This is a genomic window from Altererythrobacter sp. Root672, assembly GCF_001427865.1.
Taxonomy (GTDB): domain Bacteria; phylum Pseudomonadota; class Alphaproteobacteria; order Sphingomonadales; family Sphingomonadaceae; genus Croceibacterium_A.
Genome location: NZ_LMHH01000001.1, coordinates 599,420 through 614,150, shown reverse-complemented (window position 1 = coordinate 614,150; position 14,731 = coordinate 599,420). Strand labels below are relative to the sequence as shown.

15 protein-coding genes and 1 tRNA gene are annotated in these 14,731 nt (G+C 65.3%); 11 read left to right on the top strand and 5 right to left on the bottom strand.

Annotation, left to right across the window (positions count from 1 at the left end; all coding sequences use genetic code 11):
- Positions 1-36: 36 nt before the first annotated feature.
- Positions 37-111: transfer RNA gene (locus tag ASD76_RS03030), tRNA-Val, on the top strand.
- 68 nt (positions 112-179) lie between these two features.
- Here the strand turns inward: ASD76_RS03030 and ASD76_RS03025 are convergent.
- On the bottom strand, positions 180-785 hold the full coding sequence (locus ASD76_RS03025) for a helix-turn-helix domain-containing protein (RefSeq protein ID WP_156457523.1): 606 nt from the start codon (positions 783-785) through the stop codon (positions 180-182).
- Positions 786-903: 118 nt separating this feature from the next.
- Here ASD76_RS03025 and ASD76_RS03020 point away from each other — a divergent pair, with 118 nt between their 5' ends.
- The 8 genes from ASD76_RS03020 to ASD76_RS02990 are packed head-to-tail and all read left to right on the top strand — an operon-like array spanning position 904 to position 6,582.
- On the top strand, positions 904-1,452 hold the full coding sequence (locus ASD76_RS03020; RefSeq protein ID WP_055918293.1) for a glycoside hydrolase family 108 protein: 549 nt from the start codon (positions 904-906) through the stop codon (positions 1,450-1,452).
- Positions 1,449-1,805 (top strand): hypothetical protein, encoded by a 357-nt coding sequence (locus tag ASD76_RS03015; RefSeq protein ID WP_055918290.1) that lies wholly within the window; start codon positions 1,449-1,451, stop codon positions 1,803-1,805. Before ASD76_RS03020 ends, ASD76_RS03015 begins: the two co-directional genes overlap by 4 nt.
- Positions 1,798-2,121: a hypothetical protein gene (locus ASD76_RS03010; protein ID WP_055918287.1), complete on the top strand. Its 324-nt coding sequence runs from the start codon at positions 1,798-1,800 to the stop codon at positions 2,119-2,121. The genes ASD76_RS03015 and ASD76_RS03010 overlap by 8 nt, the downstream gene beginning before the upstream one ends.
- Complete coding sequence (locus tag ASD76_RS18450; RefSeq protein WP_162249633.1) at positions 2,024-2,407, top strand: hypothetical protein; 384 nt, start codon at positions 2,024-2,026, stop codon at positions 2,405-2,407. The genes ASD76_RS03010 and ASD76_RS18450 overlap by 98 nt, the downstream gene beginning before the upstream one ends.
- A gap of 57 nt (positions 2,408-2,464) precedes the next feature.
- The gene (locus ASD76_RS03005; RefSeq protein ID WP_055918284.1) at positions 2,465-3,538 is read left to right on the top strand and encodes a type III polyketide synthase; all 1,074 of its coding nucleotides are present in this window, start codon (positions 2,465-2,467) and stop codon (positions 3,536-3,538) included.
- Positions 3,528-4,214, top strand: a complete 687-nt coding sequence (locus ASD76_RS03000; protein ID WP_055918281.1) for a methyltransferase domain-containing protein — start codon at positions 3,528-3,530, stop codon at positions 4,212-4,214. The genes ASD76_RS03005 and ASD76_RS03000 overlap by 11 nt, the downstream gene beginning before the upstream one ends.
- Positions 4,193-5,311 (top strand): NAD(P)/FAD-dependent oxidoreductase, encoded by a 1,119-nt coding sequence (locus tag ASD76_RS02995; RefSeq protein ID WP_055918278.1) that lies wholly within the window; start codon positions 4,193-4,195, stop codon positions 5,309-5,311. Before ASD76_RS03000 ends, ASD76_RS02995 begins: the two co-directional genes overlap by 22 nt.
- Positions 5,312-5,358: 47 nt before the next feature.
- The gene (locus ASD76_RS02990; RefSeq protein ID WP_055918275.1) at positions 5,359-6,582 is read left to right on the top strand and encodes an NADP-dependent isocitrate dehydrogenase; all 1,224 of its coding nucleotides are present in this window, start codon (positions 5,359-5,361) and stop codon (positions 6,580-6,582) included.
- A gap of 47 nt (positions 6,583-6,629) precedes the next feature.
- On the opposite strand, the gene ASD76_RS02985 is transcribed toward ASD76_RS02990, so the two are convergent.
- Positions 6,630-7,844 carry an FAD-dependent oxidoreductase gene (locus ASD76_RS02985; RefSeq protein WP_235506488.1) on the bottom strand — a complete coding sequence of 405 codons (1,215 nt, stop codon included), beginning with the start codon at positions 7,842-7,844 and terminating at the stop codon, positions 6,630-6,632.
- A 23-nt stretch (positions 7,845-7,867) separates the two neighbouring features.
- On the opposite strand from ASD76_RS02985, the gene ASD76_RS02980 reads away from it, so the two are divergent.
- A complete protein-coding gene (locus ASD76_RS02980) occupies positions 7,868-9,631 on the top strand; it encodes a cation:proton antiporter (RefSeq protein WP_055918269.1) in 1,764 nt (587 codons plus the stop codon).
- 98 nt (positions 9,632-9,729) lie between these two features.
- Entirely contained in the window at positions 9,730-9,903 is a 174-nt protein-coding gene (locus ASD76_RS18125) for a hypothetical protein (protein ID WP_156457522.1), read from the top strand.
- Positions 9,904-9,912: 9 nt separating this feature from the next.
- On the opposite strand, the gene alaS is transcribed toward ASD76_RS18125, so the two are convergent.
- The 3 genes from alaS to recA all read right to left on the bottom strand — a co-directional run bounded on the left by alaS (position 9,913) and on the right by recA (position 14,730).
- Positions 9,913-12,582: an alanine--tRNA ligase gene (alaS, locus tag ASD76_RS02975; RefSeq protein WP_055918266.1), complete on the bottom strand. Its 2,670-nt coding sequence runs from the start codon at positions 12,580-12,582 to the stop codon at positions 9,913-9,915.
- A 92-nt stretch (positions 12,583-12,674) separates the two neighbouring features.
- On the bottom strand, positions 12,675-13,517 hold the full coding sequence (locus ASD76_RS02970; RefSeq protein ID WP_055918263.1) for a class I SAM-dependent methyltransferase: 843 nt from the start codon (positions 13,515-13,517) through the stop codon (positions 12,675-12,677).
- Positions 13,518-13,665: 148 nt separating this feature from the next.
- Complete coding sequence (recA, locus tag ASD76_RS02965; RefSeq protein WP_055918260.1) at positions 13,666-14,730, bottom strand: recombinase RecA; 1,065 nt, start codon at positions 14,728-14,730, stop codon at positions 13,666-13,668.
- Position 14,731 lies beyond the last annotated feature (1 nt).

The window sequence follows — 14,731 nt, the reverse complement described above, 5'->3', positions numbered from 1 at the left end:
CTAGATGGCCCGCCTGCCGATCGACCGGATGGGTACGGGCGTATAGCTCAGTGGTAGAGCACTGTGTTGACATCGCAGGGGTCGGAAGTTCAATCCTTCCTACGCCCACCATCCGGTCGAGGCAGAAAACCCGCTGTAATGGCGGGTTTTTTATTGCCTGATGCAGGCCGAGGCCGCCCTCACTGCGGGATGATCGCCCGCACAGGCGCTGCCCATTCGATCTCGATGTCCTCCATGATCGGCGCGTTGGTCGAGACCAGGTGGTAGCGCTGGGGCTTCGATCCGCGCATCAGGCGCTTCACCAGCAGCCTCCCGTCGCTCAACTGGACGACGCAGAGCTTGTTGAGGACCTGGTCCTCTACGATCGTCTGTTCGCCGGTGTAGACCAAGCGCCAGCCGTCCTCGGCCACAGGTAGCAGGCTGTCGCCCTTCACTTCGACCGCAACCGCCCGCCCCGAGACAAACGGCGGCCGTTCGACGAAGGCCATGCCGTCGCCGGGCGCGTAGTCGTCGAAGGGGGTCACGGCCGCGCCGGCGCCGACGTAGCCGACGACCGGGATCTGGTCCGCTGCCGCCGAGGCTAGGTCGTCGGTTCCCATCAGCCTCTCAACCGTCGTGCTCGCCACCCTCGCGATGGCGTGCAGCATGGGCCCGCTGGGCTCCGCGCCCTTCTCCCACCGCGCCACGGTCGACTGGGTGGTTCCCAGGCGATTGGCGAATTCCGTCTGGTTCAGCCCGGCAGTCTGCCGGATGGCTTTGATACGGGTTGCGAGGCTTCCACTCATGGCGCCAGCATAATACCGGCGACCTTCCAACGCTACCCCCTAACGCATAATTCACTTGACAAAATATGCGTATGCGCATATATGCAGGTCACCCCCAGCATTCGAAGAGAACCGAACCATGACGATAGATCAGTTGATCGAAGGAACACTCGTGCGCGAAGGCGGCTACGTCGATCACCCCTCCGATCCCGGCGGCGCGACGAAGTACGGGATCACGCAGAGAGTCGCCCGGGCGAATGGCTATTCGGGCCCGATGCGCGATTTTCCGATCGCCCTGGCGCGAGATATCTATCGACGAGAATACGTCGAAAAGCCTGGCCTGCTCGGTATCGCCGAGATCGATCCGCACGTCGCCGAAGAGGTGATCGACAGCGGCGTGAACGTCGGCCCCAAGCGTGCCAAGCTGTGGTTTCAGCAGGCCCTCAACCTGCTCAACCGGCGCGGACAGGACTATGCCGACATCAGCGAGGACGGGGCCATCGGGCCGGCAACGCTCGGCGCCTTCCGCGCCCTTCGCCGACGACGCGGTGAAGCCGAGGCGCGCGAGCTCATGCTCAAGGCGCTCAACGGCCTGCAGTTCGCGCACTACTTTGCACTCGCCCGAGGCAACGCCCGGTTCGAAGACTTCATGGCCGGCTGGCTCGACAACCGGGTAGGTGCAGCATGAGCGGGCCGCGCAACATGATCCGCACCTGGGCCCTCATCGCCGTCGCCGTGACCAGCGCCGCGCTGATCTACTTCGCCTGGCGACTGATCGGCATCATCGCCGCGCCGGATTGGTGCAGCCGCGCCCTCGGGTTCGAAACCCGCCCGGAACTCGCGATGGGCGAATGTTTCGCGCTGCTTCAGCGGCAAGTCGAAGCGCTCGCGCTCAACAGTCACTTCGCCATCGGCACGCTAGGTCTTTGCCTCGCCGTGCTGGTGATCATCGTCCTCGCCGGTGGGCGGGTGAGCTTCAGGGCGGGCCGCGACGGCGTTGAAGCGGACGTCGCCCGCGAAACGGGACTGGCCGATGGCTGACCTCATCCGCAAGCCCCTCGCCTGGCTGGCCGGCCTGCTGCTGATGGCCGCCGCCCTCCTCTGGTTCTCCGGGGTTCTGAGCGGAGCCCGCCGGGCCGAGGTCACCGCCCGCTTCGAAGCCAGCCGCGGCGATGCCGCGGTCCGCAGCGGGGCCGACGCCGCCAACACCATCGGAGAGCGAGGTTCCGCCGAACACGCTCTCGACAAGGAGATTACCCGTGCCCAGGATCAAGTTCGCACCGCGCCCGACACTGGCGCTGCCGATAGCGCTGCTCGCAACGGCCTGTGCGGGATCTCCACCGATTATTGCCAATAAGGCGCCCTGCACCGAACTGATCCCGCAAGCCTGGCGCAAGCCCGTCGAAGGATCAGTCCCGCCTGCGATCACGTCCAGGGCAGACTATCCGGCCGGCCCGGCCGGCGATGCGCTCTATGCCGACCAGATCGCCCGAGTGTGGATGCAGTTCGGGCTGGCGCAAACCGGACAGCTGGAGAAGGCCAACGGCCGCGCAAGCGATGCCATCGGGATAGTCGAACGATGCGAAGATCGGGATCGAAAAGCCGTTGATGGTGCAAGGCCCAAAGTGCTTGGAATCTTTTAGTTCGGGAATTCTATCAAAGGTTCTTTCGTTTCCCCGACGGACGCCTACATCTTCGCCATGGTCTCCGGCCAACCAGTGCCGCGAATCAACGCGATTGCCTGCGCTCTGCCGGCTAGCGAATGCGATGCCACCTACAACGCCTGGGCCTTGCGCCAGCTTGAAGGACGCCGCGAAGTCACTTTGCTGGAACGGATGCTGCAGCGTTCAGGCATCGGACGGCGTTTCACCGTCCTATCCTCTGCCGAGACCTATCAGGCCGAAGGAAGCTTCTACGACACCGCCGACGCTCCCGGAACGCTCGCCCGGATGGAGATCTACTCGCGCGAGGCACCGAAGCTTGCGCTCGAGGCCATCGCCGAGTTGGGAGACCTGGGCCGGGTAACCCACCTGGTCGTCGCCAGCTGCACGGGGTTCATGGCGCCGGGGCTGGACCAGGTTATCGCCCGCCGCCTGGGACTCGATCCCACGGTCGAACGGGTCGTGGTCGGCTTCATGGGCTGCTACGCGGGCGTCACCGCCTTGCGCACCGCCGGACATATCGTCCGTTCCGAACCCAGCGCGCGGGTCCTGGTGATCTCGGTCGAGCTATGCACGCTGCACCTCCAGCCGACGGACAAGCTCGAGCGCCTGCTGGCCATGGCCCAATTCGCCGACGGCGCGGCCGCGGCGATCGTAAGCGCCGAAGGTGAGGGGCTGGCTCTCGGACAAGGTCTGTCGCTAACGCTCGAGGACAGCCATGAGCTTATCACCTGGACCATTGGCGACACTGGCTTTGACATGCAGCTATCCGGCGAAGTCCCTGGGCGCCTGGCCGAGGCGCTGAGCGATGGAGCCGTCGCCAACTCGGTGACGGAGGGGAAGCCCGTGACCGAGATCGATGCCTGGGCGGTTCACCCCGGCGGGCGGTCGATCGTCGATGCCGTGGAGCGCGGCCTCCAGCTCCCGCCGGAAAAGCTCACTGCCTCGCGCGAGGTGCTGCAGGACTGCGGCAACATGTCCTCGGCCACAGTCATGTTCGTGCTCAAGAAGCTGATGGCAGAAAAGCCCCGCACCGGCATCGCGATCGCCTTCGGGCCTGGCCTCGCCATGGAGGGCCTGCGCTTCGGCTGGACTGAAAGCGATGCTCGCTGAGAGGCGCCAAGCCGACGAGCTGATGGACGATCCGGCCCTGGACGCCGCTACCTATCATGCGGTCCTGGCCGATCTCGCCAAAGTAAACCGAACGACCTTCGCCTATCGCCCGACACTCGACTTCCTCCGCCGCGCGGTCGGGCAGAAGAGCCCCTTCACGCTGCTGGACGTGGGGTTCGGCGATGGCGACATGCTACGCCAGGTCGCGCGCTGGGCGAAGAAGCACGGCATCGTTGCCGAACTGACAGGGATCGACCTCAATTCGCGCAGCAAGGCGGCGGCCGAAGCGGTTCCCTCTCCTGGCGCACCGATCCGTTACCTCACCGGCGACTACGCCGACCTCGCCGGATCCGGGTTCGACTGCGTGATCTCCAGCCTCGTCACCCATCATATGACCGAGAGCGAGCTGGCCGCTTTCCTGCGCTTCATGGAAGGAGAGGCCAAGGAAGGCTGGTTCATCAACGACCTCCATCGCCACGGCTTTGCCTACACCACCTGGCCGCTACTCTCCGGCGCGATGCGCTGGCACCCGATCGTGCGCGCCGATGGCCACACCTCGATCGCCCGCAGCTTCCGCCCCGCCGAGTGGCACGAGCGGCTCGCGCGCGAGGGCATCACCGAGGCGCGGGTGCGCCGCTGGTTCCCGTTCAGGCTATGCGTCGAACGGCTCCGCTGATCCTCGGCGCTGGGCCGGCCGGTTGTGCCGCCGCGATCGCCCTGGCCCGCGAGGGTGCCGCGCCGGTGCTGCTCGACCGGGATGCTGAAGTGCGAGACTGCCTCTGCGGCGGATTTCTCAGTTGGCGGACGGCCGAGCAACTTCGCGCCTTGGGCGTTGACCCGGAAGCGCTCGGTGCCAAGCCGGTCCAACATCTCGCGCTGTTTGCAGGGGGTCGGGAGGCCGTGGTTCCCCTCCCCTCGCCTGCGTGGGGACTCTCGCGCCGGAAACTCGACGATGCTCTCAGGCGGCGCGCACTGGTGCTGGGCGCCACGCTCGAAGTCGACACCGCGCGCGAGATTCAGGGCTGGACGGTAGTCGGACAACGTCGCCGCTGGGTGGGAGACGGCCTGTTCCTGGCCTCGGGCAAACATGACGTGCGCGGGCAACCACGTCCACGCCTTGCCAGCGATCCCGAACTCGGGTTGCGCCTACGCCTGCCGCCCACAACGGCTCGGCATGAGCTCTTGTCAGGACGGATCGAACTCCATCTCTTCAGCGGTGGTTACGCGGGCATCGTGCTGCAGGAAGACGGGAGTGCCAATTTGTGCCTCGCCGTTCGCAAGTCGGTGCTCGCATCCGGTGGGTGGACCCCAGCCCGGCTGTTGACGAAACTGGCGTCTGCAAGGCCGGCTCTGCACGAACGGCTCGGCTCCGACTGGCAGGGCAACTCGATCGAATCTATCGGGGCCGTTCCTTACGGCTGGATCGCAGAGACGAGCCAACCGGGCGTGTTCCGCCTCGGAGACCAGGCGGCGGTCATACCTTCCCTCGCAGGTGAAGGCATTTCGATTGCCCTCGCGAGCGGGGAAATGGCCGCCCGCCACTGGCTCACAGGCGGACCGGCCACCGCACCGGCCTTCCAGCGCGATCTAGCCCGGCGAGCCAAAGCTCCCATGCGCGCCGCCCGCCTGGCCCGCGCCTTCGCCGAAAGCCCGCTCGGCGCCAGGGCAGGTGTTGCCTTGGCGCAGCGCCTTCCGCCCGTCTTGCACTGGTTGATGGACGCCAGCCGTATCCATCCGGATGCGCCGCTTGCGCAGGCGCCTGCCGCTCCCTAAGGGTCGCGCCGTTCCCACTGGGCAAATAGAGGCAGGATTCCCCGCGTATGGCGAAGATCAAGGTCGTGAACCCCATCGTCGAAATCGACGGCGACGAGATGACTCGGATCATCTGGCAATGGATCCGTGAGCGGCTGATCCTCCCCTACCTCGACGTCGATCTCAAATACTACGACCTCGGGATCGAAAAGCGCGACGAGACCCGCGACCAGATCACCGTCGACGCGGCCAACGCGATCGCGGAACACGGCGTCGGCGTGAAGTGCGCCACGATCACCCCGGACGAAGCGCGCGTCGAAGAATTCGACCTGCACGACATGTACAAGTCGCCCAACGGGACGATCCGCAACATCCTCGGCGGCACGATCTTCCGCGAACCGATCGTGATCCAGAACGTCCCCCGGCTGATCCCGGGCTGGACCGACCCGATCGTCGTCGGCCGTCACGCGTTCGGCGACCAGTACCGCGCGACCGACTTCCTCGTCCCCAGCGCGGGCACGCTGCGCCTCGTCTGGGAAGGCGAGAACGGTGAGACGATCGACCGCGAAGTCTATCAGTTCAAGGCGCCGGGCGTGGCGATGTCGATGTACAACCTCGATGATTCGATCCGCGATTTCGCGCGCGCCAGCTTCAACTACGGCCTCGACCGCGGTTGGCCGGTGTACCTCTCGACCAAGAACACCATCATCAAGCGCTATGATGGCCGCTTCAAGGACCTGTTCCAGGAAATCTTCGAGACCGAAGGCTTCAAGGAAAGGTTCGCCGCCGCCGGCATCGTCTACGAACACCGCCTGATCGACGACATGGTCGCCTCCGCGCTCAAGTGGAGCGGCAAGTTCGTCTGGGCCTGCAAGAACTACGACGGTGACGTGCAGTCCGACCAGGTGGCGCAGGGCTTCGGCTCGCTCGGCCTGATGACCTCGGTGCTGATGACCCCCGACGGCAAGACCGTCGAAGCCGAAGCGGCGCACGGTACCGTGACCCGCCACTTCCGCCAGCACGAGCAGGGCAAGGCGACCAGCACCAACCCGATCGCCAGCATCTTCGCCTGGACCCGGGGCCTGATCTACCGCGGCCGGTTCGACAACACGCCGGACGTGATCCGCTTCGCCGAGACCCTGGAAAAGGTCTGCGTCGCGACCGTCGAAAGCGGCAAGATGACCAAGGACCTCGCGCTCCTCATCGGCCCCGATCAGGCGTGGATGACCACCGAGCAGTTCTTCGAAGCGATCGTCGAGAACCTCGAAACCGAAATGGCCACCTGGGCCTGATTTCCGATGCTCAATCCTCCCTGTGAGCCAAGCTCATGGGGAGGATTTCATCCCACCGGTGACCTCACCCGCTCCCGCCGCACACCCAGGCCGATAATCCGGCCCGGTATCCGGCGCAGCAGCGGGAAGCGCTCCAGCACTTTCAGCACCCATGGCGCCTCGGTGATCGGCTCTCCCGAAAGCACCGCCCCGATCACGTTGTCTTGCGCGAACTTCTGTCCGGCCTGGATCACTCGCGTCGGAAACTCACGCCGCGCCTGAACTTTGGCGAGCAGCGGGTCCGGATACTCTCCGCGAGCGATGGGCCCGGCGAGTATATTCGCCGCAGCGACCGCATCCTGAATCGCGAGGTTGATCCCGATACCGCCGATCGGGCTCATCGCGTGCGCCGCATCGCCGATCGCCAGCAGGCCAGGCCGGGACCAGCGATCAAGCCTGTCCAGCGCCACTGACAACAGGAACAAATCGTCGGTCCCTTTGAGGCCGCCCGAAAGATCGAGCTCAGGAAACAACGCCTGCATCTGCGCCCGAAGCCACTCGATGCCTCGCGCCTTCACTTCCTCGGCAGCGCCTTTCGGAATGATGAAAGCCGCCTGCCAGTAAGTACGCCGGTCGATCAGCACGGCCATGCGTCCCGTGTCGACTGCCCCGCGCAGCTTGTCGCCGGCGTTGTCCGCTTTGCCGAGGTGGAACCAAAATATGTCCATCGGCGCCCCAAGCTGCGTAACCGGAAGCAGCGACTGCTGGCGCACCAGTGATCCGCGGCCGTCGGTCATCAACACCAGCTTTCCAGCACGCAACTCTCGCCCATCGGCGAGACGAACGCCCACAACGCAGCCGTTCTCCTCGACAAGACCGGTAACCTCGGCCTCCATCTCCAGCGCAAAGGCAGGAAACGCGGCGGCTTCGTCGCGCAGGAAGTCGAGAAACTCCCACTGCGGCATCATCGCAATGAACGGCGCCGGGGTGTTGAGATGCGACAAGTCCCCGATCGTGTAGTCATGCCCAGCCACCCGCACTTGCGCGCCCTGGACCTTGTCGTGCGGCCGCTCGAGAAAACGGCCCAGAAATCCCAGCTGGTCGAGAATTTCCATCGTCGAGGGGTGAACCGTGTCACCGCGAAAATCGCGGAAGAAATCGGCATGCTTTTCAAAGACCTGCACGGTCACCCCGGCCCGCGCGAACAGGAGCCCGGCCATCATCCCGGCCGGTCCTCCACCGACGATCAAGACATCGGCGCGATTGTGCGTTGCGGTAGTCACCGGGCGTCTGACATACAAAGCTCATGCATGCTGAAGCTATCTCCCCGGTAATGTCCGACGCGCTCGTGATCCTGGGCGCCGCGGGAATAGTCATACCGGTGTTTGCGCGTTTTCGCATCACCCCGGTCATCGGCTTCATCCTTGTCGGTCTTCTCGTGGGACCGTTCGGACTTGGGCGCCTGGTCTACCAGCACGAGTGGCTGTTCTACGTCACCATTTCGGATCCCGAGCGGCTCGATCCTTTCGCCGAGTTCGGGATCATCCTGCTGCTGTTCACCATCGGTCTGGAGTTGTCGTTCAACCGGCTCTGGGCGATGCGAAAGCTGGTCTTCGGGCTCGGCGCACTGGAGTTGCTGGCGACTGGCGCGCTGCTCGCGGCCTTCCTCTCGATGATGGGCCAGTACTGGACCGGAGCACTCGCCCTCGGCCTTGCGCTCGCGTTGTCATCTACCGCCCTTGTGCTGCCGATCGCAGGAACAAACACCCCGGTCGGACGCGCCGCCTTGGCGATGCTGCTGTTCGAGGACATCGCCATCGTCCCGATCATCTTCATGCTCGGCGCGCTAGCGCCGTTCGCGGGCAGCGAGGGCATGGATGGCTTGTTCCATACCTTGTGGGTGGGCCTGCTGGTGGTCGTCGGCATGATGGTGATCGGCCGCCTCGCCCTGCCCCGCCTGTTCGCGCAGGCGGCCCGGACCAAGAGCCCGGAGCTATTCCTCGCAGCTTCGCTGCTGGTGGTGATAGGGGCCAGCTTGGCGACCGCCTTGATCGGCTTGTCGCCCATCGTCGGCGCGCTGGTCGCCGGCCTGCTGATCGCCGAGACCGAGTATCACACCGAGATCGAAGGTATCATGGAGCCCTTCAAGGGCCTAGCGCTCGGGATCTTCCTGATCACAGTCGGCATGGGCATCGACCTGTTCACCATCTGGGACAACCTCGCCATGATCACGATCGCCGTGGTCGGGGTGCTGTTCCTCAAGGCCGTGGTGACGAGCATACTCCTGCGCCTCATGGGAGCGCGCCGATCGACCGCGATCGAAACCGGCATCCTCATGTCGAGCCCGTCAGAGACCACCTTGATCGTCCTGGCTGCGGCGACTTCGGCAATGTTGATCCAGCCGGGTACCGGGCAGTTCTGGCAGATCGTCACCGCCATCGGCCTTACGGTCACGCCGTTGCTTGCTGGACTTGGCCGCTTGGTCGCCCGACGGATGGAACCAACCTCAGGCGGCGCGACGGACAACTACGATACCGACGAACCACGCGCGATCATCCTCGGCTGTGGGCGCGTCGGGCGGCTGGTGGCGCAAATGCTGACCCGGCATGGCAAGCTCTACGTCGCGATCGACGCGGACTCCGAACTGGTCAATCGCTGCCGCGGCGAGGGCTATCACGCGATCTTCGGCAACGCCTCGCGGATGGAGACGCTGGTCAGGCTGGGGCTCCCCAGGTCGCCCGCCGTGATCCTGACAATGGACGAGCCAGTCCTGGCGCAGCGCATTACCCGTAAGCTGCGGGCGGCCTACCCCGACCTTCCGATCATCGCCCGCGCGCGCGACACCATCCACGCGGCTGAACTCTATCGCGCCGGTGCGAGTACCGCGGTTCCGGAAACGCTGGAAGCCTCGCTACAGCTGTCGGAAGCGGTGCTGGTCGACCTCGGCGTCGCCATGGGCCCGGTCATCGCCTCGATCCACGAGAAGCGCGACGAGTTCCGCGAGCAGATCATGGAAAGCGGTGAACTGGCGCAAAAGCCCATGCTGCGCACGCGCGTAGCGGAGAGCTGACCGCGCGCTCTCAGCCGGCCTAGGCGGCTGACCGGTTCATCGACCTCGCCGGACCCAACTGGGTTCGACGGCCGTTTCCATCACGAAGGAGACGTCCGATGAAAGACGGTAACGAACCGCAGAACACGATGAGCCTGAGGCCGCAAAACCAGACCGGCGAGCGCTATGGCACGATCAAGGGCCGTCAGCGCACTGAGGACGACTTCAAGGGCCACGGCGATATGCCCCGCGGCAGCGAGCCGGAGTCCGGAGCAGCTGCGCGGCGGCGCTAGTAACCTGGCTTAGCTGACCGGGGCGCCGGCGAGCGCCTGGCGAACGGTGTCGAGAGCCTCGTTGGCCTTAGCGCCGTCAGGTCCGCCACCTTGGGCCATGTCGGGGCGGCCACCGCCACCCTTGCCGCCCAGCGCCGCGACGCCGGCCTGAACCAGTTCGACTGCGCTGACGCGCCCAACGAGGTCATCGGTCACCGCCACGGCGATGGCCGCACGGCCTTCGTTCACCGCGACAACTGCTGCCACGCCCGATTGGAGACGCTTCTTGGCTTCGTCGAGCAGGCCGCGAAGTTCCTTCGGATCGAGCCCTTCGAGCACCTGACCCGAGAACTTGACGCCGCCGACCTCTTCGTCAGCAGCCGGTGCGGCGCCGCCGCCACCGCCCATGGCGAGTTGCTTCTTCGCCTCGGCCAGTTCGCGTTCGAGCCGCTTGCGCTCGTCGAGCAGAGCCGCGACGCGGTTTTCGACATCCTCGGGAGCGGTCTTGAGCGCGGCTGCAACGGTCTTCAGCGCTTCTTCGCGTCCGACCACCCACTGCCGTGCGGCCTCGCCCGTCAGCGCCTCGATACGGCGCACGCCCGAGCTGACGGCACTTTCGGAGATGATGCGAAACAGGCCAATGTCGCCAGTCGCCCTCACGTGCGTGCCGCCGCACAGTTCGACCGAATAGTTGCGGCCCGAACCCTGCCAGTCGCCCTGGCCCATCGAGAGCACGCGCACTTCGTCGCCGTACTTCTCGCCGAACAGGGCCATCGCGCCCGCTGCCACCGCATCGTCGGGGCTCATCAGGCGGGTGCCGACTTCCGCGTTGTGGCGGATCTCGGCGTTCACTTCGGCCTCGATCGACGCGAGTTCCGCAGGCGTCAGCGGCTTGGGATGCGAGAAGTCGAAGCGCAGGCGGTCTTCGGCGACCAGCGAGCCCTTCTGCGTGACATGCTCACCCAACTGGTTGCGCAGCGCGGCGTGGAGCAAGTGCGTGGCCGAGTGGTTGGCCCGAACGCGATCGCGGCGCGCGACGTCGACTTCCTGGTGCACGGTATCGCCGACGGCGAGCTTGCCCGCAGTGATCGTGCCGCGGTGCGCGTGCAGACGGCCGAGCGGCTTGGTCGTGTCCGACACCTCGATCCGCAGGCCGTTCTCGGACGAGATCGTGCCAGAGTCGCCGACCTGGCCACCGCTTTCAGCGTAGAATGGCGTCTGGTTGGTCAGGACGATAACCTCGGCGCCCTCGCCGGCCTCGGAGACTTCCTTGCCGTCGACGAGCAGCGCGACCACCTGGCCTTCGCCGCTGGTCGAGGCATAGCCGGTGAACTCGGTCGCGCCTTCGCGCTCGGCGATGTCGAACCACAGCTCGCCGTCGGCGGTGGCGCCGGAGCCCTTCCAGGCAGCACGGGCAGCGGCTTTCTGTTGCGCCATCGCCGCGTCGAATCCGGCACGGTCAACGCCGATGCCGCGAGCGCGCAGGGCGTCCTCGGTCAAGTCGTAGGGGAAGCCGAACGTGTCGTAGAGCTTGAAGGCGGTCTCACCCGGCAGGCTCGCGCCTGCCGGCATGCTGGAGGTCGCTTCGTCGAGCAGGCGCAGGCCGTTATCGAGCGTCTGGCGGAACCGCGTTTCCTCGCGCTCGAGCACTTCGGTGATCAGCGCTTCGGCGCGCGGCAGTTCGGGATAGGCCAGGCCCATCTCGCCAATCAGCGCCGGGACCAACCGGTGCATCAGCGGTTGCTTGGCGCCGAGCAGGTGCGCGTGGCGCATGGCGCGGCGCATGATGCGGCGGAGCACGTAACCGCGCCCTTCGTTGGCCGGCATGACACCGTCAGCGATGAGGAAGCTGGTCGAGCGCAAGTGGTCGGCGATCACGCGATGGCTCGCCTGTTGAGCGCCTTCGGCCTTGGTTCCGGTGAGGCTCTCGCTGGCTTCGATGAGATGCCGGAACGTGTCGGTCTCGAACACCGAGTGGACGCCCTGCAACACGCCTGAAATGCGTTCCAGCCCCATGCCGGTGTCGATGCTCGGACGCGGCAAGTCGGCGACGATCTGGTCGTTTTCCTGCAGGTGCTGCATGAACACCAGGTTCCAGATCTCGACGAAGCGGTCGCCATCCTCGTCCGGCGAACCGGGAGGGCCACCGGCGATTTCCGGGCCGTGATCCCAGAATATCTCCGAACACGGGCCGCACGGACCGTCGGAGCCCATGGCCCAAAAGTTGTCCTTGGTGGCGATGCGGATGATGCGGTCGTCGGGCAGGCCGGCGATCTTCTTCCACAAGTTCCAGGCTTCATCGTCGGTATGGTAGACCGTGACGGTCAGGCGGTCGGCCGCCAGGCCATACTCGCGCGTGACCAGGTTCCAGGCGAGTTCTATCGCCCGTTCCTTGAAATAGTCGCCGAAGCTGAAGTTGCCGAGCATCTCGAACAGCGTCAGGTGCCGGGCGGTATAGCCGACGTTGTCGAGGTCGTTGTGCTTGCCCCCAGCGCGGACGCACTTCTGCGAACTCGCAGCACGTGGCGCAGGTGGAGTTTCGAGCCCAGTGAAGACGTTCTTGAACGGCACCATGCCCGCGTTGACGAACATCAGGGTGGGATCGTTGTACGGGACCAGCGGCGCCGACGGCACAACGGTGTGCTCGTTGGCGGCGAAATAGTCGAGGAACGTACGGCGTATGTCGTTGGTCGAGTGCATGGGAGTTGCGAATTAGGGTGCAGTGCGGGGCGAAACAAGCGGATTAAGCCGCTAACTGAGACTGTGTCCGCCGATGGTGCGAAAAGAGCGCGTTATTGGCGGCGTGCAGTGACGATCCAGGCACCCGCTCGCAGGGACACGATGCCCTCGCGCAAGTTGGCGCGCGCGAGGTCCCTGACACGATTGATGAAGGATTCGCGGGCTTCGGGCGTGAGCTCCCGGGCGGCACGGGCCGCACCTCCGATGGCGGTGAAGTAGGATGCGGCATCCTCGACAGGGTCGGGTCCTGCGCCGACAACCATCGCGAAATCATAGGGTTCGAACGCGATGTCACGCCATCCGGCCGCGGTGAGGATGCCCTCCACGTAAGTCCGATCGCTGAAGGCGAATGGCCCTGGGGCACCGGGGGCCGGAGGGGGAACCTCGATTGGGAGCAGCCGAGTGACACTGCGAAAGACCGGATTCTCCTCCCACGTCCGGAAGCAGGAGAACAGAAGGCCGGCATTCGGGGCCGCGATTTCCGCGAGATGAGTGAAGGCCGCGACCGGGTCGTCGAAGAACATCACGCCGTGGCGGGAGACGAGCAAATCGGGCGCAAGTGATTCTCCCGGCTGCCAGGCGGCAGCGTCGGCGAGTTCGAACGCGGCATTGCGGAGGTTGCGAGCGCGGTCCCGCGCGATCTCGAGAAGCTGCGGCGAGATATCGATTCCGGTGATCCGAGCGTCCGGACGCGTGCGAGCCAGAGCCAGCGAGAGTTCGCCGGCGCCGCAACCGATATCCAGCACCGTATCGCTGGCAGGATCGCGCGCACGATGGAGCAGGCGCTCGGTCAGCACTCCGAAACTGCGATCGGTGCGCTTCCATTCTGCGGCCCAACTATCGCCAGTCCGCCCCTGCCATTCGTCGCCACCGACCGTCGTGCTGTTCGTCTGCATTCGCTGTCCTACACCAGGCGCCCGCCGCGATGTGGTGATAGGCTAACTCAAATCAAATGCGAAGAAGCCGGCGCGGGCCCCGTAGGGTTGACCGCGCCGGCTCCGGTTTCGGAAGCGCGAGCCGCGAACGGCCCGTGCCTCTAGAGGATCAGATGTCGTCTTCCGCGTCCGGGCCCGCCATCATCTCCTCGGCGACCTGGTCGGTGCGGCTGCGGATCGCAGCTTCCAGCCTGTCGCAAACTTCGGGATTGTCCTTGAGGTACTGTTTCGAGTTTTCCCGGCCCTGTCCGATGCGGACACTGTCGTAGGAGAACCAGCTGCCCGACTTCTCGACGATGCCGGCCTTGACCCCGAGGTCGAGGATCTCGCCGATCTTCGAGATGCCTTCGCCGTACATGATGTCGAATTCGACCTGCTTGAACGGCGGGGCGACCTTGTTCTTCACCACCTTCACGCGCGTGGCGTTGCCGATGATTTCGTCGCGTTCCTTGATCTGCCCGGTGCGGCGAATGTCGAGGCGGACGCTGGCGTAGAACTTGAGCGCGTTGCCGCCGGTCGTGGTTTCCGGATTGCCGTACATCACGCCGATCTTCATGCGCAGCTGGTTGATGAAGATCACCATGCAGCGCGAACGGCTGATCGAACCGGTCAGCTTGCGCAGCGACTGGCTCATCAGGCGGGCCTGAAGGCCGACGTGCGAATCGCCCATCTCGCCTTCGATTTCCGCCCGCGGAACCAGCGCGGCGACCGAGTCGATCACCAGCACGTCGATCGCGTTCGAGCGAACCAGGGTGTCGACAATCTCCAGCGCCTGCTCCCCGGTGTCGGGCTGCGAGACGATCAATTCATCAATGTCGACGCCAAGCTTCTTGGCATAGACCGGATCGAGCGCATGTTCGGCATCGACGAAAGCCGCCGTGCCGCCACCCCTTTGGGCTTCCGCAATGACATGCAGTGCCAACGTGGTCTTGCCGGAGCTCTCCGGGCCGTAGACTTCGATCACCCGGCCCCGCGGCAACCCGCCGACGCCGAGCGCGATGTCGAGCCCGAGCGAACCAGTCGAAATCACTTCGACCTGCATGGTTTCCTTCTGGCCCAGCTTCATCGCCGAGCCTTTGCCGAATGCGCGATCGATCTGCGCGAGCGCAGCTTCGAGCGCTTTCTGACGGTCCACGTTGGACTCCTTTCCTACGAGCTTAAGTTCCGCCGCCATG

Coding starts and splice junctions, on each gene's coding strand:
- ASD76_RS03010 (WP_055918287.1), top strand. CDS start 1,798: ATGGCTGACCTCATCCGCAAGCCCCTCGCCTGGCTGGCCGGCCTGCTG.
- ASD76_RS18125 (WP_156457522.1), top strand. CDS start 9,730: ATGAAAGACGGTAACGAACCGCAGAACACGATGAGCCTGAGGCCGCAA.
- ASD76_RS03025 (WP_156457523.1), bottom strand. CDS start 785: ATGAGTGGAAGCCTCGCAACCCGTATCAAAGCCATCCGGCAGACTGCC.
- ASD76_RS02995 (WP_055918278.1), top strand. CDS start 4,193: ATGCGTCGAACGGCTCCGCTGATCCTCGGCGCTGGGCCGGCCGGTTGT.
- ASD76_RS03020 (WP_055918293.1), top strand. CDS start 904: ATGACGATAGATCAGTTGATCGAAGGAACACTCGTGCGCGAAGGCGGC.
- ASD76_RS03000 (WP_055918281.1), top strand. CDS start 3,528: ATGCTCGCTGAGAGGCGCCAAGCCGACGAGCTGATGGACGATCCGGCC.
- ASD76_RS03005 (WP_055918284.1), top strand. CDS start 2,465: ATGGTCTCCGGCCAACCAGTGCCGCGAATCAACGCGATTGCCTGCGCT.
- ASD76_RS02970 (WP_055918263.1), bottom strand. CDS start 13,517: ATGCAGACGAACAGCACGACGGTCGGTGGCGACGAATGGCAGGGGCGG.
- ASD76_RS02980 (WP_055918269.1), top strand. CDS start 7,868: ATGCATGCTGAAGCTATCTCCCCGGTAATGTCCGACGCGCTCGTGATC.
- ASD76_RS03015 (WP_055918290.1), top strand. CDS start 1,449: ATGAGCGGGCCGCGCAACATGATCCGCACCTGGGCCCTCATCGCCGTC.
- recA (WP_055918260.1), bottom strand. CDS start 14,730: ATGGCGGCGGAACTTAAGCTCGTAGGAAAGGAGTCCAACGTGGACCGT.
- ASD76_RS02990 (WP_055918275.1), top strand. CDS start 5,359: ATGGCGAAGATCAAGGTCGTGAACCCCATCGTCGAAATCGACGGCGAC.
- alaS (WP_055918266.1), bottom strand. CDS start 12,582: ATGCACTCGACCAACGACATACGCCGTACGTTCCTCGACTATTTCGCC.